Source organism: Streptomyces sp. SL06, from assembly GCF_058244745.1.
Map to the genome: position 1 here is coordinate 7,324,873 of NZ_JBSYOT010000002.1, position 21,231 is coordinate 7,346,103.

Consider the following 21,231-nt stretch of genomic DNA (forward strand, 5'->3'; position numbering starts at 1 on the left):
CCCGGGGACGGCGGTGCGGTACGGAGGAGAACTTCCGTTAATACCGCACCAGTTCTAGCAGGGACGGCACGAGTGGGCGGCCCCCGCGCCGCCGTAACGGTGGATCCCACCGAGGACCGGCCCGACCCGCGCCGTGAGGATGACGGCGCCGCGGTGGACCGGCCATCGGGCGAAGACACGGGAAAGGGCGGTGGGACAGGTGAACCCGTTCGACGACCCGGACGCCACCTTCCAGGTGCTCGTCAACGACGAGGGACAGCACTCGTTGTGGCCCGCGTTCGCGGAGGTCCCCGACGGCTGGACCGTCGCGCACGACGAGGACAGCCGCGAGGCGTGCATGGCCTACATCGAGGAGAACTGGACCGACCTGCGGCCCAGGAGCCTGATCGAGGCCATGGAAGGCTGACCGCGGCACACCCGAGGAGCGCGCATGCGATACGACACCCTCGTCGACGCCATCGGAAACACCCCGGCCGTCCGGCTGCGGGTGGACGCCCCCGAGGACGTTGAGGTCTACGCCAAACTCGAACTGCTCAACCCCTACGCCATGAAGGACCGCGTCGCCCGGCGCGTCGTCCTCGCGGCCCGCCGTACCGGCACGCTGCGTGAGGGCGCCCCCATCGTGGAGAGTTCCTCCGGCACCATGGCCCTCGGCGTCGCCCTGGTCGGCACCTACCTCGGGCACCCCGTGCACATCGTCACCGACCCCCGCATCGACCCCGTCACCCTCGCCAAGCTGGAGGCGATGGGCTGCACCGTGCACATCGTGAAGGCCATGACCGCCCAGGGCTGGCAGAGCGCCCGCCTCGAACGCCTCGCCGATCTGATGCGCGAACTGCCGGGCGCCTGGTGGCCGCAGCAGTACAGCAACCCGGACAACCCGGCCGCCTACCGCACTCTCGCCGCCGAACTCCTCGACGACCTGGGCACCGTGGACGTCCTGGTCGGCTCGGTCGGCAGCGGCGGCTCGCTCTGCGGCACCTCCGCCGTGCTCCTGGAACACCTGCCCGATCTGAAGGTGGTCGGCGTCGACTGCGTGGGCAGCGTGCTGTTCGGCCAGCCCGACGTCGCCACCCGCAAGCAGAGCGGCCTCGGCAACAGCCTCCATCCCGACAACATCGACCACCGGCTCTTCGACGAGGTCCACTGGCTCAACGACGACGAGGCCTTCGACGCCACGAAGAGCCTCGCGCGGGAACAGAAGATCTTCGCCGGCAACACCTCCGGCTCGGTCTACCGCGTCCTCACCCACCTCGCGGCCCGCTCCGCGCCGGGAACCCGGCTCGTGGGCATCATGCCGGACCGCGGCGACCGCTACGCCGACACCGTCTACCGGCACGAGGCCACGGGCCCGATCGCCACGGCGCCCACCGAGGTGACGTTCGGCACGACCGTCCACCACTGGTCCTGCGCGGCGATTCCACGCGGGCGGCGCCCCGTCCTCGTGTTCGTCGAGTCCAACACCACCGGCACCGGCATGCTGGCCCTGCGCACCGCGACCCGGCTCGGCCTCGCCCCGGTCCTGCTCACCAAGGACCCGTCCCGCTACCCGAAACTGGACGACACCGGCTGTCGCGCCGTCCTGTGCGACACCGAGGACGAGACGGCCCTGCGGGCCGCCGCCGACTCGGCCGCCGCAGGGCGCACCGTCGCCGGAGTCACCACCACCAGCGACTTCTACCTCGTCCACGCGGCGGCCCTGGCCCGGTCGTTCCGACTGCCCGGACACGCGTCCGACACCGCCGCACTCTGCCGCGACAAGTCCCTGGCCCGCGCCCTGCTGAGCGAAGCGGGGGTCCCGCAGCCCGCCCACGCCGTCGTCGCGTGCGCCGACGATGTCGCGGCGGCCGTCGCCCGCGTCGGACTGCCCTGCGTGGTGAAACCGACCGACGGCTCCGGCTCCCAGGACGTGCGCTGGTGCCCCGACGGGGCGAGCGCCCTCGCACAGGCCGCGCACATCCTCGCCGCCGCCGAGAACGTCCGGGGACAGGCGCGTGCCGGCAAGGTACTCGTCGAGGAGTTCGTGGACGCCCCCGAGTACAGCGCGGAGATGTTCTGCGCCGAGGGCGAGGCCGTGTGCGTCGGGGTCACCGGGCGGACCACCACCGCACTGCCGTACTTCGTCGAGACCGGGCACCTCTTCCCGGCGGCACTGCCTCCCACGGCGGCGGCGGAAGTCGCGGAGTGCGCGCGGCAGGCCCTCAAGGCGATCGGCTTCGAACTCGGCCCCGCCCACGTCGAGATACGGCTGACCCCGGCGGGACCCGTCGTCATCGAGATCAACGGCCGCCTCGCCGGCGGCATGATCCCCGAACTGGTCCGCGCCGCGACCGGCGTCGACCTGCTGGACCAACAACTCCGCGCCGCCACCGGGCGCCCCCTCGCACCGGCCGCGGACCGTGCCCGGCACGCCGGGCTGCGGTTCCTGACGGCGACGGAGACCGGCCGGCTGACCGGCATCACCGGTACCGCCGAGGCCGCCCGCGTCCCCGGCGTCGAATCCGTCGTGACCGCCGCGGTACCCGGCCGCACGGTCCGGCCGCCCCAGGACGCCTACGACCGCCTGGGCCATGTCATCGCCGTCGGCGCGACACCACAGGAGGTCGAGACCGCCCTGGACACCGCGACGGCACTGATCCGGGTCGAAACCACCCAGGAGCCGTGAGAGTCCGCCGCCGGTGAACCCGCCGAGTGCCCTGGGGAGGGGCCGCCACAGGGCCGAGGCGGCGCGGTCGGGGGCGCCGACCGACACCCAACGCCCGCTCCCGCCCGGGACGCGCCCGTACTGCATGACTACGCGCCCCGCAGCTCCGGCCGCACGGGACCACCCCCGACCCGCACACTGCGCAGAACCTCCCGCGGATCGGCCAGCCGCCGCAGCGCCACGGCCGCCGCGGACGCCGGGGCGCCCGCCTGCTGCTGTGCCGCCCACGCCGCGATGTGCGCCCGGGACCGCAGCCCCAGCGTGGTGCGGATATGGCGGATGTGCGTCTCGACGGTACGCACCGACACATGGATCCGCGCCGCAATCTGACGGTTGGTCAGCCCCTCCACGACCAGTGCGGCCACGTCCCGCTCCCGCCTGCTCAGCGGATGCGCGGCCCCCTCGCCCCGGGGCTCGGCCGCCTCGTCGCCGAGTGCCAGGCCCAGTGCCTGCCGCCACGGCATCACCCGGCCCGCCTCAAGCCAGGACTCGGCCCGGCCCACCGGCAGCGCCCGCAGCGCGGTCTCACGCGCCTCCTGCACCCGGCGCCGCCACCAACCGCTCTCCCCGGATCCGCCGCCACGCACCCGCTCCGCGACGCCCAGCAGCCGCACCCCACGGTCGAACCGGTAGCCGCGGGCCGCGACCAGCGCCAGCCCCTCCAACGCCCGTGCGGTGTCCGCGTGATGATGCGCACGACAGCGCAGCGCCTCGGCGAAGCGCTCCTCCGCCCGTTTCAAGTCGCCCTTCTCCAGCGCCAGCGCGCCGGCGGTGGACAGAACGGAGCCCAGCCACTGCGGCGCCACCCCACCGCGGAGTACGGGAAGGGCCTGTTCGAGTTCGCGTTCCGCGCCGGCCGGGTCGCCGCTCTCCAGCCGATGCCGGGCGAGGGCGCCCATGCTCAGTGCCACGAGGGTGTCGAGCTGCGACCGCAGCCCGATCTCCAGCGACTCCTCCAGATCGTCGACCGACGCCCGGCGCTCGTCCCGCGCCTGGCGCAGGATCCCGCGCACCAGCAGCAGCCGCCCCAACAACGGTGACCGGCCCCGCCGTCGCTCCTGACGCACCGCCTCGTCCATCCGCCGTGCCGCCCCGCCGGGCTCGGCGCCCTGCGCGGCCAGCGCGGTCGCCTCCAGCGCGAGGGCACGGTAGTCGGAGTGCGGCGCGGTCTGCTCCAGGGCATGCTCCACGAGGGCGGCCACCTCGGCGCCCCGCCCCCGCGCCCCCTCCACCGCCGCCAACGCCGCGACCAGGAGCAGCTGCCGCTCGTCGGACCCCTCTCCCAGCCGGCGCACCGCGTGCGCGAGATTGGCGCGCTCCTCGGCCAGCCGGTCCAGCGTCGCCACCGGTACCACGGCCTCGCTCCGCAACGGCAGAGACAACGATGTCAGCCAACCGACCAGCCGTTCGTACGTCGCCTCGTCCTCGTCCTCGGCGACGAGCCGCTCCTGCCCGAAACACCGCGTGGACTCCAGCAGTTGGAAGCGGGCGGCCCCGGCACCGGTGCCCGCCGGGGCGGTGATGACGGACTTCGACTCCAGGGCGACCAGGAGTTCCGACAGCGCGACCGCCGCCTGCGGCACGTCCGCCGTGACCGCCGCGACCGCGTCGGGGCCGAACCCGCCCGGCAGCACCGACAGCCTGCGCAGCAGAGCCTTCTCCACCGGGCTCAGCAGCGTGTACCCCCACTCCAGCGAGGCGCGCAGACTCTGGTGGCGGTCGTCGGCGAGCCGCCATCCGTTCGTCAGGAGCGCCAGCCGGTCGTGCAGCCGGGAGCGGATCTCGGCCGGCGGAAAGACCCGGATCAGCCGGGCGGCCATCTCGATGGGCAGCGGCAGCCCGTCCAGACGCATACAGATCTCGGCCACGTCCGCGGCGTTGTCCCGGGTGAGCCGGAAGTCCGGGGCGACCGCGCGGGCCCGGTCCACGAAGAGGGCCACCGCGTCGGAACGCAGGCTGTCGGCCGGCGAGTTGACGGACTCCGGGTCGCTGAGCGCCAGACCGGTCACGGAGAACACCGACTCGCCGGGCAGCCGCAGCGGCTCCCTGCTGGTGGCGAGCACACTCAGCCGTGGCCGCCCCGGGAGCAGCTCGGTCAGCAGGGTTCCGCACGTGTACAGCACATGGTCGCAGTCGTCCAGGATGAGCAGCCGGTGCCGGGCCGGGGGCCCCGCGGCGCCCTCGTCGGGTTCGTCGCCGAGCGCGTCGAGGATCCGCCGGCGCACCGCGTCGGCGTCGGTGACCGCGCCGAGCCGCACCACCGAGACCTCGCTCCGGCGACCGCGCGCCTCCTGGCCGGCCACTTCCAGCGCCAGCCGGGACTTGCCCACGCCGGCGGGCCCGGTCAGCGTCAGCAGCCGCACCTCGTGCAACAGGCGGGTCAGTTCCACCAGTTCGTCGGTGCGGCCGACGAAGCTGCTGAGTTGGGTCAGGAGTTCGCTGCTCAGCCCGGCCTCCACACCGCCGGACTTCTGCCGCAGCCGGTACGAGCGCTGACGGCAGGCGTTGGAACAGTAGCGGGCCCGGGGCTGCGAGGCGCGGGACTGCTTGGTACGGGTCAGTGAGGTGCCGCAGGTGTCGCATGTGACAGTCGTGGGGGTGGACATGGCACACACCTTTCGTGGGGTCGGCGGGTACGGTGCCGTGCTGGATTCCGGAAGGGGGAATGCCCGGGAATTGAAAAGAAACTTTCCAGTGAAACCCGCACGGGGCATCTGCAATGCGGGTGGTCACTCGGCTGTGGGGGGGGATTGCGCACAACGAATACGGTGACAAGGGGCGGTCGATTCGTTCCGCGCTATTTCCTCCGAGCCTAGGAATGGCCGCGTCCGCGGGTCAAGCAATGCTTTGCACGCACCCAAAAGACTGTGGTCCGGAGGTTCGGTGGGGTGCTTTGCCCGCTTGTCCGGTGCGCGGAGTCCGTTTCACGCCCGCCTGGAGAAGCGCCCCCGCGTGGTCCGCAGGGGCCTGCTGTCAGGCGGGGCCCGTTCGGCGGCAGGAGCGCGCCGCATCCTCTCCGCTTCCGTGCCACGGCGTCCGGCGCGGCATGGGAACGGACACCTCGGACCGGCGGGCCGAGGTGCGTCGCCCTGCGGCACAGCTCTGGCAGGGGTCCGCTTGCGGGGGCACGGGCGCTGCGTTTGGCTGGACGAAAGCGTCGCGTACCGGGAGTTTCCATGTCGATGTCGACATTCGGTTTTGGTTCGTCGGATCCGTTCAGTGAAATGCTCAATCGGTTCTTCGGCACGTCACCGATGTCATCGCCACCCGCGGTGCAGCGCGTGCCCATCGGGCGGCTCCTGAGCGAGCCCTCCCGGGAACTCATCAACCGCGCCGCCCAGCGGGCCGTCGAGGACGGGACCTCCGACCTCGACACGGAACACCTCCTCTGGGCCGCCACAAAGGTCGACCCCGCCCGACGGACCCTCACCCGGGCAGGCGTCGATCCGGACACCCTCGCCGCCGAGATCGCCCGGATCCTGCCCCGGGAATCGAGCGAGCCGTCGGCCGAGCCCGCTCTGACGCCCGCGGCCAAGCGCACCCTCGCCGCGGCCTACGCGCACTCGCAGTCGGCGGGGGTGTCCTACATCGGCCCCGAGCACATCCTCAGCGCACTGCTCGAGGACGGCGACACGGGCGCCGCCCGGCTGATGCGCGCGGACGGCGTCGACCCGAAGAAGCTCGCCGGTCTCGCCGAGCAGACGCCCCGTACCGAAGGCGCGCCCAACGGCCGGAAGAAGCCGACGACGACCTTGGACGAGTTCGGCCGTGACCTCACGGAAGAAGCCAGGGCCGGAAAGCTCGACCCGGTGGTCGGGCGTGCCGAGGAAATCGAGCAGACCGTCGAGATCCTTTCGCGTCGCTCCAAGAACAACCCTGTTCTCATCGGTGAGCCCGGAGTCGGTAAAACCGCCATTGTCGAAGGGCTGGCCCAGCGCATTGTGGCAGGTGAGGTGCCCGCCACATTGAAGGACAGGCGGGTCGTCGCGCTCGATCTGTCCGGCATGGTCGCCGGTGCGCAGTACCGGGGCCAGTTCGAAGAGCGCCTCAAGAACGTCATCGAGGACGTCCAGAAGGCCGGCGGCGACATCATCCTGTTCATCGACGAACTCCACACGGTCGTGGGAGCGGGCGCGACGGGCGAGGGGTCGATGGACGCGGGCAACATGCTCAAGCCCGCGCTGGCCCGCGGAGACCTCCACGTGGTGGGCGCGACGACCATCGACGAGTACCGCAAGCACGTCGAGAAGGACGCCGCTCTCGAACGCCGGTTCCAGCCCGTGCTCGTTCCCGAACCGACGGTCGAGGAGACCGTGCAGATCCTGGAGGGGTTGCGCGACGCCTACGAAGCACACCACCAGGTCCGCTTCGCGGACGGCGCGCTGACGGCCGCGGCGGAACTGTCCGACCGGTACATCAGCGACCGCTTCCTGCCCGACAAGGCCATCGACCTGATGGACCAGGCCGGTGCTCGCGTCCGTCTGCGCGGCGCAGAGCGTTCCACTCTGGTCGTCAGCCGTGAGGACCGCATCGCCAAACTGCGCCGTGAGCTGGACCAGGCCGTGGCCGCCGAGGACTTCGGCAAGGCGTCCGAACTCAAGCAGCAGATCGCGGAGGTGGAGGGCGAACTCGCCGGCATCGAGGAACGGCGCGAGGGCGTCGTCTCCGTCACCGCGGCCGACATCGCGGACATCGTCTCCCGCCGCACGGGCATCCCCGTCTCGCAACTCACCGCCGGCGAGAAGGAGAGGCTCCTCGGACTGGAACAGGAGATGCACGACCGGATCGTCGGCCAGGACGAGGCCGTGACCGCGGTGTCGCAGGCGGTGCGCCGAAATCGCGCGGGCATGGGCGATCCGAACCGTCCCGTGGGCTCCTTCCTCTTCCTCGGGCCCACCGGAGTCGGCAAGACCGAACTGGCCAAGACCCTCGCCGAGCTGCTCTTCGGCGAGGAGGACCGCATGATCCGCTTCGACATGAGCGAGTTCCAGGAGAAGCACACCGTGGCGCGTCTCGTCGGAGCGCCTCCCGGCTACGTCGGCTACGAGGAGGCCGGGCAACTCACCGAGAAGGTCCGCCGGCAGCCCTACAGCGTCGTACTGTTCGACGAGGTGGAAAAGGCACACCCGGACGTCTTCAACACCCTGCTGCAGATCCTCGACGACGGCCGCCTCACCGACGGACAGGGCCGCACCGTCGACTTCCGGCACTGCGTCGTCGTCATGACGTCCAACATCGGCGCCCGCCGCATCCTCGACCACAAGGGCGACGCGTCCGAACTGAAGGACCAGCTGATGGACGAACTACGGGCACGCTTCCTGCCCGAGTTCCTGAACCGGATCGACGACATCATCGTCTTCCACAGCCTCACCCAGGACGATCTGACCGAGATCCTGGACCACCTCCTCGCCCAGAGCGAGCACCGCGTGCACGCGCAGAACATGTCGCTCGAGGTGACCGAGGCCGCCAAGAAGCTCCTCATCGCCCACGGCTACCAGCCCGAGTTCGGCGCCCGCCCACTGCGCCGCACCATCCAGGCCGAACTCGACAACCGCATCGCCGACCTCCTCCTCGGCGGCGAGGCCGACCCCGGCGACACCATCGTCGCCGACGTACGCCAGGACGCACTCGTCTGCACGGTGCGCAAGGCGCCGGCCTAGCCCACGGGAGTGCTGTCGTGCCCCCGGCGTACGGCGCCCGGGGCGTAGGCGGGCTTGTGCTCGCTCAGGCGCGCGGTCGAGGCGAGGTGCCAGGGGACGGAGACCAGTACCACCCCCGGTACGAACAGGAGACGGGTGCGGAGCCACAGGGTGGACCGGTTGTGGAGCATCTGCTCCCACCAGTGGCCGGTGACGTAGTGGGGGATGAGCACCGCGACCAGGGCGTCGGACGCGTTGAGTGAACGGACGTAGCCGACCAGGGGGCGGGTGATCTCCCGGTACGGGGAGGCGAGGGTCTTCAGCGGAACGGTGACGGCCGAGCGCTGCCAGCGGGCGTTCAGGCTGCGGGCCTCGGCGTGGTCGACGGCCACGGTGACCGCCTGCACGGAGTCCGGCCGAAGGGCCATGGCATAGGCGAGGCCGCGCAGTGTCGGCGCGTCGAGGTCGGAGACGGGGACGACGGCGTGGGTCAGACGCGGCGGCTCGGGGCGGGAGTGCGCCTCGTCGACGGCGAGTTCGTCGGTGATCGCGGTGTAGTGGTGGTGGATGGCCCGCATCACGGTCCACAGGAGGAAGGCCGCGAGGACGGTCAGCCAGGCTCCCTGGGTGAACTTGGTGATGAGGACGACGACGAGCACGCCCCCGGTGACCACCGCCCCGAGGGCGTTGACCGCTCGCGAGACGTGCCGGCGCCTGCGGGTGAGCGGATCGCTTTCCGTGGCGAGCTGCCGGTTCCAATGGCGGACCATGCCCGCCTGGGACAACGTGAAGGATGTGAAGACGCCGAGGATGTACAGGTGGATGAGGTCGGTCACCGAGGCGTCGAAGGCCCACAGGAGCGTGATCGCGGCCATCGCGAGGATGATGATGCCGTTGGAGAAGACCAGGCGGTCACCGCGGGTGTGGAACTGCCGGGGCAGGTAGCTGCGGCGCGCGAGCAGGGAGGCCAGCGGGGGGAAGCCGTTGAACGCGGTGTTGGCGGCGAGCACCAGGACCAGCGACGTCGCCGCCTGGATGTAGAAGAAGCCCACACCGTCGGCTCCGAAGACGGCCGCCGCCAGTTGGGCGATGACCGTGGGCTGGGGTGTGTTCCGGCAGTCGGGAAGGCCCGTGAGGTCGCAGGAGTCCGCAGCCACGTGCACGTGGGCGACCATCGCGAGCAGGGTGATGCCCGCAAACATGCTGATCGCTAGCAGGGCCATGACCGAGAGGGTCGTGGCGGCGTTGCGGGACTTCGGCTCGCGGAAGGCGGGCACCCCGTTGGAGATGGCCTCGACCCCGGTCAGGGCCGTACAACCACTGGAGAACGCGCGCAGCACCAGCATGACCAGGGCCGCGCCGGCCAGCTCGTTCCCCGACGAGGTGGCGGCGATGCCGTACCGGGCGCTCTCCGCCGTGGGGGCGTCACCCAGTACCCATCGGATCAGACCGGTGGCGCACATCAGGAGAATGCCCGCGACGAAGAGATAGGTGGGCGCGGCGAAGGCCCGTCCCGACTCGCGGACCCCCCGCAGGTTCACCACCATCAGCAGCAGGACCAGCAGCACGGCCAGTTCGATGCGGTACTCGTCGGCCGCGGGCACGGCCGACACGATGTTGGCGACGCCCGAGGCCACCGAGACCGCCACGGTCAGCACGTAGTCGACCAGGAGGGCCGCGCCCACCGCGAGCCCGGCGGAGGGGCCCATGTTGACGGAGACCACCTGGTAGGAACCGCCACCGTCCGGGTAGGCCCGCACGACCTGCCGGTAGGAGATGACCACCACCGCCAGCAGCACCATGACGGCGCCGGCGAGCCACGGAGTCAGATAGAGAAGAGACAGCCCTCCGACGCTCAGGACCAGCAGCATCTCCTGCGTGGCATAGGCGACCGACGACAGAGGGTCGGAGGCGAAGACCGCGAGAGCCAGTCGCTTGGGCAGCAGCGCGGTACGGGCCTCACCGCTCCGTAAGGGCTTTCCGAGCAGCAGGCGTTTGACGAAGATTCGGGCCACGGTGGGACTGTAAACACACAGAATGAACCTTTATGTCAGATTCGCTCGTGTTGTGGCTGAATCTCTGCGGTGAACCGCCTCCGTCCACAGGGACGGGGCAGGGGCCCACTCACGTGGTGGGACCGGTACTCAGGCTGCCGTGTTCCGAGCCCTCCCGGCGCCAGGACGGCTTGCGCCGGGCGTAGATGAGCAGGGGCAGGCCGGTGAAGACGATCGTGCCGCCGACCACCAGCAGCACATAGACGGCGGGATTGCCGACGGGGAGCTGAGTGGGCGGGATGAAGGAGACGACGAAGGCGAAGGCGACGGCCAGGAAGCCCACCCCGGCGAAAATCCACATGCCGGTCCGGCCGCCGGGGATGCGGAAACTGCGCGGGAGATCCGGCTGTGTGCGGCGCAGCCGGATCGCCGAGGCGTACATCAGCAGATACATGATGATGTAGAGGGTGATCGTCATGGAGGACACGAGGAAGAACACCGTGCTCACATCGTCGATGAAGAGGTACAGCGACGAGACCACGGTGACGATCCCGCCCTGGATCAACAGGATGTTCCGCTGCACTCCGCGACGGTTGGTGCGCTGCATGAAAGGCGGCAGCGCCCCGTCGTGGGCCGTGGTCAGCAGGCCCTTGCTGGGTCCGGCCAGCCATGCGAGCGCCCCGCCGATCGCTCCGTAGCCGATGAGCAGTGACAGCACGTAGACCGGCCACTGGACGTCCGCCAGCGTGGCGAAGGCCCGTTCCAGCGTGGTGAAGACGCCGCTTTGCAGATTCATCTCGTGGTACGGGAGGATCGCGGCGACCGACAGAGCGCCCAGGGTGAAGATCAGGAACGACAGGCCCGCCGCGATGAGGATCGCGATCGGGTAGTCCCGGGAGGGGTTGCGCATCTCCTTGATGTGCACGGCCTGGGACTCGACGCCCGCGAAGTTCAGCAGAATGGCGCCCAGGAACGACAGTGACCCGAGGCCGACCAGGTAGGGCGACCAGCGCGGGTGCGAGTGGTCGTCCTGGTGCACCGCCACCGCCGGGTCGCTCGCGGCGTCCCAGCCGAGGGTCTGCCCGGACGCCCACCACCAGACGAAGAGAACGACCAGGGCCGCGCCCGGCAGCGCGGTCCCCAGGGCGAAGCCGTACTTCGTCACCTTGGCGAGCAGGCCGGTACCGGTCAGAGCGACCAGGGTCGCCACCCAGTAGGCGGCGATGCAGAACAGGCCGGTCCAGATGTTGCTGTCGGCCAGGCCCTTGTCGTCGAAGGTGTAGGCGAGCGCCGCGGCGGCGAAGGACAGGCCCGTGGGATACCAGACCACGTTCTGGATCCATTGCAACCAGATCGCCAGGAAGCCGAAGCGCGCCCCGTACGCCTCGCCCACCCAGGTGTAGACGCCCCCGGCCCGGTCGGCGAAGGCGCCGCCGAGTTCCGCGGAGACCAGCCCCGCCGGGATCAGGAAGAGCAGGGTGGCGAATCCGATGTAGAAGAACATGGTGAGTTCTTCCTGCGCCATCGCCGGCAGCCCGCGCAGACTGGTGACCACGCTCGCCGCGGTGACCAGGCCGAGCGTGGTGGCCGAGAGACGGGCGGGTGCCGACCGGGGCCTCTTCCCGCGCTCGGCCATCAGTGATGGAATCCGCTCTGGGTGCCGGGCGACGCCGCTCCGGAGCGCAGCGCCTCGACCGAGGTGCCGATGTCGCGGGCGAGCAGGGACAGCTTGTCGATCCCCGTGCCGTGGCGCACCAGGACGCGCTGGATCACCGTGCTGTCGCGATCGGCGGGCAGTTCGTAGGCGGGCACCTGCCAGCCCCGGCGGCGCAACTGGTCGCTGAGTTCATAGAGGGTGAAGCCCGCCGTGCCGGGGTCGGACAGGGTCCAGGAGACGGCCGGCAGTGCGCCGCGCCCGTCGTACAGCAAGGTGAACGGCCCCAGAGCGGTGACCCGCTCACCGAGCGCCTGAGCGGCCTCGGCCGCCGCCTGGTAGACCTTGCGGTAGCCCTCACGGCCGTATCGCAGCAGGGTGTAGTACTGGGCGACGACCTGTCCGCCGGGGCGGGAGAAGTTGAGTGCGAAGGTGGGCATCTGCCCTCCCAGGTAGTCCACCTTGAAGACCAGCTCCTCGGGGAGCATCTCCGCCGTACGCCACACCGCCCATCCGCAGCCGAGCGGCGCCATGCCGTACTTGTGTCCGGAGGCGTTGATGGAGACGACCCGTTCGATCGCGAAGTCCCATTCCAGGTCCGGATGGAGGAAGGGCGCGATGAACCCGCCGGAAGCGGCGTCGACGTGGATCGGTACGTCGAGGCCGGTGTCACGGCAGATGGCGTCCAGCTCGGCCGCCAGCTCCTTCACGGGCTCGTAGTCGCAGGTGAACGTGACGCCGAGGATGGCGACCACGCCGATGGTGTTCTCGTCGACATGGGCGCTCAACTGATGCGGACGCAGACCGGTCGCTCCCGGCTCGAGCGGCACCTGTCGCAGTTCGAACGTCGAAGTAGCGGGCGAACTTCTCCCAGCACACCTGCACCGGACCGCACACCAGGTTGGGGCGGTCGGCGGGCAGGCCCGCGGCCTGCCGGCGCCCCCGCCACCGCCACTTGAGCGCGAGACCGCCCAGCATCGCCGCCTCACTTGACCCGGTCGTCGAACAGCCGACGGTCGTGCTCCCCGAGGGGGCGTGCCACAGGTCCGCCAGCATGTGCACACAGCGTTCCTCGATTTCCGCGGTCTGCGGATACTCGTCCTTGTCGATCATATTCTTGTCAAGGCACTCGTCCATGAGGTCGCGGACCTCCGGCTCCACCCAGGTGGTGCAGAACGTCGCCAGATTCTGTGCGGAATTCCCGTCCAGAGCCAACTCGTCATGGACGACCGACTTGACCGCACGCGGCGAGGACTCGTGCTCGGGAATCCGGTACTTGGGCAGTGCGACATCACTGATCGGCATCGCGTAGAAATCGTCAAAGGCGTTTGCGTGCTCAGAATTCACCGAGTGGACTGCCATGGCTCCTCTTTCCCGGTTCGCCGCGGACGCGCCCGACGCTAAGGCCGCTTCGGGCGCTCCTCACGGTACGGCGCGCAGGGGCGTCCCTCGAACAGCCGCACGCACCGTCCGTGCTCCATGGCCGCGTGCCGCGGCGCGGGCCGTCGTCCCGCGGCCCCATAGCCCGGCGGGAGGGAGGGAGAGGCACACGGCATAGTGGATATATGAGGCATGTGTGGACGTCTCGCATCGGAGAGTGCCAGTGACTACGCCGCGTATCGACTACCAGGAGCTGTTCTTCGTCTCTCCCAGCCCGTGCCTGGTGCTGGACCCCGATCTGGTGATAATGGACGCCAACAAGGCGTATCTGCAGGCCACCCAGCGAACGCGGAAAGACCTGGTGGGGCGGTACTTCTTCGAGGCGCAGCCGGGTCGGCCGGGGCAGTCGGGTTCCGACGGCGTCCGAAATCTCCGCAGGTCCCTGCGGCAGGTGCTGCGCTCCAAGAAGCCCGATGTGATGGCCATGCAGAGGTACGACGTGCCGGTCTCCGGCCGTCCCGGTGTCTTCCGTGCGAAGTGGTGGTCGCCCATCAACACGCCCGTCCTCGGACCCGACGGAGAAGTGGCATGGATCATGCATCGCGTCGAGGACATGACAAGATTTGTGTCGAGCAGGTCCACGAGTTCCGCGAGGATGAACCCCGCGGTCAGTGACCAGGAGGTCATGGAGGCCGAGCTGTATGAACGTGCTCATGATCTACAGCGCTTGAACGAAGATCTCCGCGAGGCCAATGAGCGGGAGCGCCGCGTCGCGCTCACCTTGCAGGACGCCATGATGCACTGCCCCGACCTCGCCCACCACAGCGACATCGCCGTCCGCTATCTGCCGGCCACCCGCTCCCTCAACGTGTGCGGAGACTGGTTCGACGTGATCGACCTGGCCGACGGCAGGTTCACCCTCACCGTCGGCGACGTGGTGGGGCACGGACTGGAGGCCGCCGCGATCATGGGTGTCCTGCGCAGCGCCCTGTCCGCGGCAGGCCGGGCCATCCAGAGCCCCGGTCGGACGATGGACCTGCTGAACCAGTACGCGGAGTCCTTCGACAGCGCCTTGGCCACCACCGTGGTGAACGCCCTCATCGACCCGGCCCGGCAGGCCATCACCTACGCCAACTCCGGTCACCTCCCTCCCGTGCTGGTGCACGCGAACGGCGAGACCGACCTCCTGAGCGACGGCGCCGCGCCGCCTCTCGGCGTACTCGTCGAGGCGACCCCCAGGCCGCAGGCAACCGTGGCGTACGCCCCCGGAGACACCCTCGTGCTGTACACCGACGGGCTCGTCGAGCGTCGGGGCGAGGACATCGACGCGGGCATCGACCGTCTGGCCGACCTTCTCGGCCGCCACACCGGCATGGCTCCCGAAGGCCTGGCCGACATGCTCCTCAAGAGCTTCGGTGTGGCCGGCGGCGGACGCGACGACGTGGCGCTGGTGATCGTTCAGCTGTAGGACGCCGAGGAGGACCCTCGGCCGGGGTGCCGCCCGTTGTCTCAGGGGTCCGGGTGGTCCGCTCCGGTCGCCCTGTCGGGCACGAGGGCGACGCTGATGACGTGGCGGACGCGGCCGTCGCCGGGCGAGTGGCCGGTACGGCGGGCGACCAGCGCCTCCAGTTCCCCGACCAGCGCGGTGAACTCCTCGGGGGTCGCCCACACCGCTCCTTTCCGGTAGAGGACGCCTTCGCGCGCGGGGTCGGCGTCGTCGTGGGAGAGGTAGCGGTCGAAGTCGTCCATCAGCGCGCCGGTGAAGACGGTGACGGCCTGCCGGTGGTCCTGCCTGGTCATGGCCGCGCGGGCGTCCCCGTCGATCAGGGCCGCGTCCTGCCGGACCCGGTAGCTGCGCTCCACCGTCCCGCGTACGGGCGTCTCCTGGACCACTTCGATGACGCCGGCCTTGGCGAGGGTGGCGACGTGCCGGTACATGGTCGCCGGTGCGACATCCGGAAGGCGTTGCCGCAGCTGGGCGGTGGTCAGCTCACCCGCGCCGACCAGGGTCTGGAGGATGCGCATCCGGACGGGGTGGAGGAGGAGGTTCACGGTTGCCATGAGGCCATGATCTCATATCTGATAACGTTCTCGTAGTTGAGAATGTAACGCGTCCGCAGGCACGCCTTCGGCGACGCGTGACACAAGAAGGGCGGAGCCTTGCGCGACATCGACATGACGGTCACCGCGGACGACGGGACTTCGTTGGCCGGCAGTCTGACGCTGCCCGCGGTCCCCGGACCGCACCCGGCCGTCCTGCTGCTGCACGGCTCCGGTCCGCTGGACCGTGACGGCAACGCCCCGAGGCTCAGGACGGACCTGGCGCGGCCGGTGGCCGAGGCCCTCGCGGCCCGGGGGATCGCCACCCTGCGCTACGACCGGCGCGGGACCGGCGCCACTCCCGGCGACTGGCGGACCGCCGGGTTCACCGGCAATCGCCGGGACGCCGCGGCGGCCGTGCGCGCCCTGGCGGACCGGGCCGACATCCGCGCGGACGCGATCGGTGTGGTCGGCCACAGCGAGGGCGCGCTGCACGCCATGGCCCTGGGCTCGCGGACGGACGTGCGGGCGGTGGTGCTGCTGGCCGGCTTCGCCAACGTGGGCGAGGACGCCTTCCGTTGGCAGGGCCGCTCGATCGTGTCGAGCATGCCCGCCCCCGTCCGGCTGCTGCGCCGGCCGCTCGCGGGACTGGGCGGCCATGTCCTCGCCCGGGTGAAGAAGACCCGTACGGATGTGGCGCGCGTGGCCGGGAACAGGGTCAACGCCCGCTGGCTGCGGGAGATACTCGCCCATGACACCCGGGAGGACCTCGCCGCCGTCGACGCCTCGGTCCTCGCCGTCACCGGTGACAAGGACCTTCAGACCGACCCGGACGATCTGCGGGTGATCGCCCGGCTGGTCCCCGGCGCGGAGATCCACCGTGTCGACGACCTCACCCACGTCCTGCGGCGCGATCCCGGACGCCCCGCCCTCAGCCACTACCGCCGTCTGCTGCGCGAGCCGGTGGACCCCGAGCTGCTCGGCCTCGTCACCGACTGGCTCGTCCGCCGCCTGGACGCGGGGGTGCGTCGGACGACCGCCGAGGGCCGGCCCGCCGGTAAGCACCCGGGCCGCCTCGGGCGTTGATCCCGGCTCCCCCCGCGGGACCGGTGCACACGCCGACCACCCGGTCCCGGGGCAGGGTCCGGCGCACGTGACGGACCGGCTCCGCCCCCTCAGCGCCGCAGCGCCGCGGTGTTCCCGTGGCCGGGGCCGTGCGGGGCCGGCGGCTCGTGCTGGGCGGGACTCGTCAGGATGGAGGCGGTGACCAGACCGCTCAGCACCGCGATCGCGCCGGCCACCGTGCGGGTGAGCACCCGGGTACGGCGCTCGCTCTCGGCGCGTACCGCGGTGGCCGTGGGCACGGTCGCACTCGCCGCGTTGTCCACCAGGGTCCTGACCTGCCGGCGCAGCCCGCCCACGTCGTCGCACCGGGGGAACTGCGCCGCCAGCGCGGCGTGCGCGTGAAGCAGCCTGTTCCGGGTGGCCGTCGGGGAGGCCTCCAGCTCCACCGCGGCCTCGGCGATCGTCAGGCCCAGGCCGTCGCACATCACGAGCGTGCGGCGGTGCAGCGGGGGCAGCCGCAGCAGCGCGCCCCTGATCGGGCTGCTCGGCGCGGGCGCGTCGCGCTCCACGGTCGCCCGGAACCGGTGCCACGGCGAAAGCGCGTACTCGTAGGCGCACGCGCGGACCCAGCTCACCGGGTCGGGGTGCGCCGCGACCTCCGGCCAGCATTCCCAGGCACGGCAGAACGCGTGCTCGACCGATTCGAAGGCGCGATCGCGGCGTCCGGTCAGCAGATGTGTCTGATGGACCAGCCCAGGCGCGGCGTGCAGATACAGCGCGTCGAAGACGGCCTCGGGCGTCGGGGTGGAGCGAAACGAATCTGCAGATCGCAAGCGAGCACTTCTTTCTGAACGCGCGAATATTGCTGTCCGTATCCGGACGGACAGTGCAGGACCGTCAACGACCGTCCCTGCCAGGGGTCACCCGGACCGCCGGCCGCACCCCGGTGTGCCGCGGCACTCCCTCGCGTCGTTCACCCGATTGCCGCACATCCGGCGGGACGCAGAACCGTTACTCCGGTCATGACCAAGAAGACAGGGGATGGGGTTCTCCGGACGCCGGGGAACAGCGCGAGCGTCCGGCACCGGCCACGACCGGCCGTCACAGACCCGAGGACGGCCCGGTAATCCACGGTCCCATGCACCACGAACGCGGCACACGCCACCCGCACCACCAGTACTTCCCCGGCCGGACGCGGTACCCCGAGGGGAACGGCCGACACCGGGCGCGCATCGAGGAGTTCACCCCACCCGCCGACGCGGTCACCCATCCCCACCCGGCCGCCCCGTTCACCGAACCGCCGGCCCCGCCCGACGCCGACTGGGACCCGGGCGAGGAACTGGCCTTCCTGCTCCAGGGCGCGAACGAGCACCAGCCCGCCGGCCACTACGAGGACGAAACCCCCGCACACACCCCGGCGGCCGGGACACCCGCGGAGAACCTCCGACAGATCACCGCGCGGCTCCCGCCGCTCCCACGCCGCCGCCGACGACGACGGCGCAGGGTCCGCAACCGATCCGGCCCCGGCGCTCTGCGCGTCGCGAGCCTGACCGCCGCCGCACTGGCGGCCGTCATCGCCTCGTCCGTGAGCCTGCTCAGCGGCATGGCGGCCTACGAGCCGCTGCGCCTCACGGCCGCCGCCCAGGCATCCCACGGGGTCGTGTCGTGGTGGCCGCTGCTGGTGTACGGCCCCTGGCTGGTGGCGTCACTGGCCGTGCTCCGAGCGGCGCTGCACCAGCGCCGCGCCGTGCACTCCTGGGCCGTGGTCCTGCTGTTCTCGCTCATCGCGATGCTGCTGTGCGTCCTCCAGGCGCCCAGGACCGTCGAGGACGCCGCGGCAGCGGCGCTGCCCGGACTCGCGTCCCTGGTGTGCTTCCAACAGATCGTCCGGCAGATCACGTTGAGCCGCCCGCCCCGGCGGACCACGCCCCGCCACCGGCAGGCGCAGGACACCCGGCCCACCGCCCCCGGTGAGCCGGCGAGCAGCCGAGGCAAGGGCGGCGGGGCCCAGGGACCGTCCTCCTCCTCACGCACCCCGCGGCCCCGCCCACGGGTCACCACCCCGAACCGGGGCCGCACCCCGCGCACCGGCTCCTGAACCGCACGCGCACGGCGAGGGGAACCGGCGCTCAGTCCGAGGCGCGGTCGCCGATCACCAACTCGACCTCGTCCCCCGCCAGGACGAGATCCCGGACGGTCCAGCGGCGCCCGTCGATGTGGGTGCCGGCGCCGGTGGTGTGCTCCGGGACGGCGAGCACACCACCCGCGGTGCTCCCGGTCCGCAACTCCGCCTCGGCCACCACGTCGTCGGAGAACCGCAGAACCAGGTCGACCGGCCGTGGCCGCGCCGCGAACGAACCGGGATCGGGCAGCCCTTGAACACGGCAACGCGCACCGGGAAACAGATGGCTGTGGCCGCACACGGCCAGGAAGGCGTCCGGTCCGGTCGGCCCGGCGGGGGACTGGGGCATGAGGAGGCTCCGGAATCTGCGTCGGCGACGGGTCCTTGACTCGGCTACCGAGCACTCAAGCACGACCACCCCTCCGGCGCGCGCACGCACGCCGGGGACGGTCAGCCCTTCAGCGGTCCCCCGTTGATCGCGACGCGCCGGCCGTAGCGGGTCTGCGGGTAGTAGTCGTACGTCGCGTGGTGCTGGACGCACCGGTTGTCCCAGAAGACCAGGGTGTTCGGAGTCCAGCGGACGCGGCAGGTCAGCAGCGGGCGTTGCGGCACCAGGGCGAAGAGCATGTCGAGCACCGCTCGGCTCTCGTCCTCCGACAGCTGCGGGATGCGCGCGGTGTAGGCCTGGTTCGCGTAGAGGATCGGACGGTCGGTCACCGGGTGACGCACCACGAGCGGGTGCTCGCTGACCGGGATCTCGTAGCCCGGCGGCACGGTGTAGCCGCGGAAACTCAGCGCGCCGTCGTGCACGGCGCTCAAGCCGTCCAGGAGCCCGCGCCAGGTGGGGGAGAGCATCTCGTAGGCCAGGTGCATGTTGGCGAACAGCGTGTCACCCCCGCTGCCGCCCTGCGGAGTCTCGGTGATGTAGAGCATGGAGCCGAGGGAGGGCTCGGCGTCCGCGGTGCCGTCGGCGTGCCAGGCGTTCCCGGCGACGTTCGCCGCCGCCGCACCGGTCTTGATCTCCAGGACGTACGGGTCGCCCTCCGGCGGCGGGTTGACCGGGCGCAGCTCGCCGAAGTGGCCGGCGAAGCGCTTGTGTTCCTCGACGGTGATCTCCTGGTCGCGGAAGACCAGGACATGGTGGTCGTGGAAGGCGGTCCTGACCTCCGCCAGCTGTCCGTCGGACAACCGGCCGAGGTCCACACCGGAGACCTCGGCACCGATGACGGGGGTCAGCGGCGCCACGGAGATCTCCTGGTAGTTCCTCGGCGGCCGGGTCGTGATGGCGTTGAGGGCGTCCAACTCGTACTGCTCCACGGCGTTCTCCTGAAGGTTGCGGCGGTCGTGGGTATGGCTGCTGTGCGGGGCGTCCAGGCGGCACGGCACCTGGGGGAAGGGGGCGCGTCAGGGGCTGCTGCGCGCCACGGCGTCGCTCGCGGCGTTGATCGCCGCCGCCACCGCTCCCGCGTGCGGTGACCGGACGATGCCGTAGTGGTCTGTGGCCAGCACCTTCCACTCCAGCGGTGGTGGCAGGTGGGAACGCCACCGGGCGCGCTGTCGCGCCGGGCTGCCGAGCGCCGGCAGCCCTTCGAAGGGCCGCTCGGCCTGCCAGAGCACGGTGGGAGTGGTGGCGATCCGGGGCACCTGGTGGGTGGCCATGCTGCGCAGGTTGGCGCGGCAGCACCGGGCGAGCCGGTCGGCGTACGCGCGTGCCCGTCCACCCGCCCGGCCGTCGGCGCCGGCGCCCAGTTCGGCGTCGAACACCGTGCTCAGTTGCGTGTCGTCGTAGTCCTCGAAGACCCGGCCGCTGCCGGGCGGCGGCGGGTCGATCAGATGCAGTGAACCAGCCGGGCACCCGGCCGCCTCGGCCTCGGCCGCCATGTCGGCGCTCACCCAGGCGCCGAAGGACCAGCCCGCCAGGTGCCAGCGGTACGCGCTCTGCGGGAACCGGGTCCGCAGGGCCGACGCGTACCGCCGGGCACGCTCGCCCAGCGTCCACCCGGGAGGGTCCGTCCGCCGCAGCCCGGGGTCGGCGATCAGCGCGACGGTCAGTCGCGGGTCGAGGCCGGCGACCAGGGAACGGTAGGACTGGATGTCTCCGCCGACCGGGTGCACCAGGCACACCACGTCCGCTCCGGTGCCCTCCTGCCACACCTCAAGCGTGACCTCGGCCGGGTCGCGAGTGGTCTCCGCGCGGGGCGGGTCCGCCGGACCGCCGCGCTGCTCGGCGAGCAGTTCCAGGATCTCGACGAGGGTGGGGCGGTGGCCGAAGGAGGCCAGGTCCAGCTCCACGCCGCAGTACTGGTCGATCTTCTCGATCAGGTCCAGCAGGGTCAGCGAGTCGGCCCCCAGGTCGTACAGGGACGCCCCGGGGTCGAGGTCGTCGAACGTCCAGCATGGCGCGCACCCACCCGGCCAGCAGTTCGGCGGGCACTTCGGCGGGTGCGGTGTCCGGCCGTGCCCGGCCGTGCGCCGGTCCGGCGTAGAAGACCCGTGACCTGTCGAGGTCGGTGGTGGACACGAGCAGATGCGGCAGCCGGAGCCCGAGCGCCCGCGCGAACGTGCGCCGGCCCTCCGCCACGGTCAGGCCGACCCCGAGGTGCGCCTGGTGCCGGCTGTCGCTCCGCGGGGCA

Annotated in this window: 14 protein-coding genes and 1 pseudogene; 6 read left to right on the forward strand and 9 right to left on the reverse strand. The window is 71.2% G+C overall.

Annotation, left to right across the window (positions count from 1 at the left end; all coding sequences use genetic code 11):
- The first annotated feature begins 199 nt into the window (after positions 1 to 199).
- The gene (locus AC4IHM_RS33230) at positions 200 to 406 is read left to right on the forward strand and encodes an MbtH family protein (RefSeq protein ID WP_490871007.1); all 207 of its coding nucleotides are present in this window, start codon (positions 200 to 202) and stop codon (positions 404 to 406) included.
- A gap of 24 nt (positions 407 to 430) precedes the next feature.
- Positions 431 to 2,665, forward strand: a complete 2,235-nt coding sequence (locus tag AC4IHM_RS33235; protein ID WP_490870678.1) for a pyridoxal-phosphate dependent enzyme — start codon at positions 431 to 433, stop codon at positions 2,663 to 2,665.
- A gap of 128 nt (positions 2,666 to 2,793) precedes the next feature.
- Here the strand turns inward: AC4IHM_RS33235 and AC4IHM_RS33240 are convergent, their stop codons facing one another.
- A complete protein-coding gene (locus tag AC4IHM_RS33240) occupies positions 2,794 to 5,310 on the reverse strand; it encodes an ATP-binding protein (protein ID WP_490870679.1) in 2,517 nt (838 codons plus the stop codon).
- Positions 5,311 to 5,880: 570 nt separating this feature from the next.
- Between AC4IHM_RS33240 and AC4IHM_RS33245 the strand changes: the two genes are divergently transcribed.
- A complete protein-coding gene (locus AC4IHM_RS33245; protein ID WP_490870680.1) occupies positions 5,881 to 8,364 on the forward strand; it encodes an ATP-dependent Clp protease ATP-binding subunit in 2,484 nt (827 codons plus the stop codon).
- Here AC4IHM_RS33245 and AC4IHM_RS33250 read toward each other — a convergent pair.
- The 3 genes and pseudogenes from AC4IHM_RS33250 to gad form a co-directional block, all read right to left on the reverse strand.
- Positions 8,361 to 10,358, reverse strand: coding sequence for an APC family permease (locus AC4IHM_RS33250; RefSeq protein WP_490870681.1), 1,998 nt, complete (start codon positions 10,356 to 10,358; stop codon positions 8,361 to 8,363). The genes AC4IHM_RS33245 and AC4IHM_RS33250 overlap by 4 nt on opposite strands.
- A 109-nt stretch (positions 10,359 to 10,467) precedes the next feature.
- Positions 10,468 to 11,973 (reverse strand): amino acid permease, encoded by a 1,506-nt coding sequence (locus AC4IHM_RS33255; protein WP_490870682.1) that lies wholly within the window; start codon positions 11,971 to 11,973, stop codon positions 10,468 to 10,470.
- Positions 11,973 to 13,353 (reverse strand): annotated as a pseudogene (gene gad, locus AC4IHM_RS33260) (glutamate decarboxylase). The gene AC4IHM_RS33255 and the pseudogene gad overlap by 1 nt, the downstream one beginning before the upstream one ends.
- A 241-nt stretch (positions 13,354 to 13,594) precedes the next feature.
- Here gad and AC4IHM_RS33265 point away from each other — a divergent pair.
- Positions 13,595 to 14,839 (forward strand): SpoIIE family protein phosphatase, encoded by a 1,245-nt coding sequence (locus AC4IHM_RS33265; RefSeq protein ID WP_490870683.1) that lies wholly within the window; start codon positions 13,595 to 13,597, stop codon positions 14,837 to 14,839.
- Between the two features lie 41 nt (positions 14,840 to 14,880).
- On the opposite strand, the gene AC4IHM_RS33270 is transcribed toward AC4IHM_RS33265, so the two are convergent.
- Positions 14,881 to 15,432 carry a helix-turn-helix domain-containing protein gene (locus tag AC4IHM_RS33270; protein WP_490870684.1) on the reverse strand — a complete coding sequence of 184 codons (552 nt, stop codon included), beginning with the start codon at positions 15,430 to 15,432 and terminating at the stop codon, positions 14,881 to 14,883.
- Positions 15,433 to 15,531: 99 nt separating this feature from the next.
- On the opposite strand from AC4IHM_RS33270, the gene AC4IHM_RS33275 reads away from it, so the two are divergent.
- Positions 15,532 to 16,497 carry an alpha/beta hydrolase gene (locus AC4IHM_RS33275; protein ID WP_490870685.1) on the forward strand — a complete coding sequence of 322 codons (966 nt, stop codon included), beginning with the start codon at positions 15,532 to 15,534 and terminating at the stop codon, positions 16,495 to 16,497.
- An 89-nt stretch (positions 16,498 to 16,586) separates the two neighbouring features.
- On the opposite strand, the gene AC4IHM_RS33280 is transcribed toward AC4IHM_RS33275, so the two are convergent.
- A complete protein-coding gene (locus tag AC4IHM_RS33280) occupies positions 16,587 to 17,309 on the reverse strand; it encodes a sigma factor-like helix-turn-helix DNA-binding protein (RefSeq protein WP_490870686.1) in 723 nt (240 codons plus the stop codon).
- A 305-nt stretch (positions 17,310 to 17,614) separates the two neighbouring features.
- On the opposite strand from AC4IHM_RS33280, the gene AC4IHM_RS33285 reads away from it, so the two are divergent.
- Entirely contained in the window at positions 17,615 to 18,574 is a 960-nt protein-coding gene (locus AC4IHM_RS33285) for a DUF1109 domain-containing protein (RefSeq protein WP_490870687.1), read from the forward strand.
- Between the two features lie 31 nt (positions 18,575 to 18,605).
- On the opposite strand, the gene AC4IHM_RS33290 is transcribed toward AC4IHM_RS33285, so the two are convergent.
- From AC4IHM_RS33290 to AC4IHM_RS33300, 3 genes are all read right to left on the reverse strand, one after another.
- Positions 18,606 to 18,947: a hypothetical protein gene (locus tag AC4IHM_RS33290; RefSeq protein ID WP_490870688.1), complete on the reverse strand. Its 342-nt coding sequence runs from the start codon at positions 18,945 to 18,947 to the stop codon at positions 18,606 to 18,608.
- 101 nt (positions 18,948 to 19,048) lie between these two features.
- A complete protein-coding gene (locus tag AC4IHM_RS33295; protein WP_490870689.1) occupies positions 19,049 to 19,915 on the reverse strand; it encodes a TauD/TfdA dioxygenase family protein in 867 nt (288 codons plus the stop codon).
- 87 nt (positions 19,916 to 20,002) lie between these two features.
- Positions 20,003 to 21,127, reverse strand: coding sequence for a thioesterase domain-containing protein (locus AC4IHM_RS33300; RefSeq protein WP_490871008.1), 1,125 nt, complete (start codon positions 21,125 to 21,127; stop codon positions 20,003 to 20,005).
- Between the last annotated feature and the right edge of the window lie 104 nt (positions 21,128 to 21,231).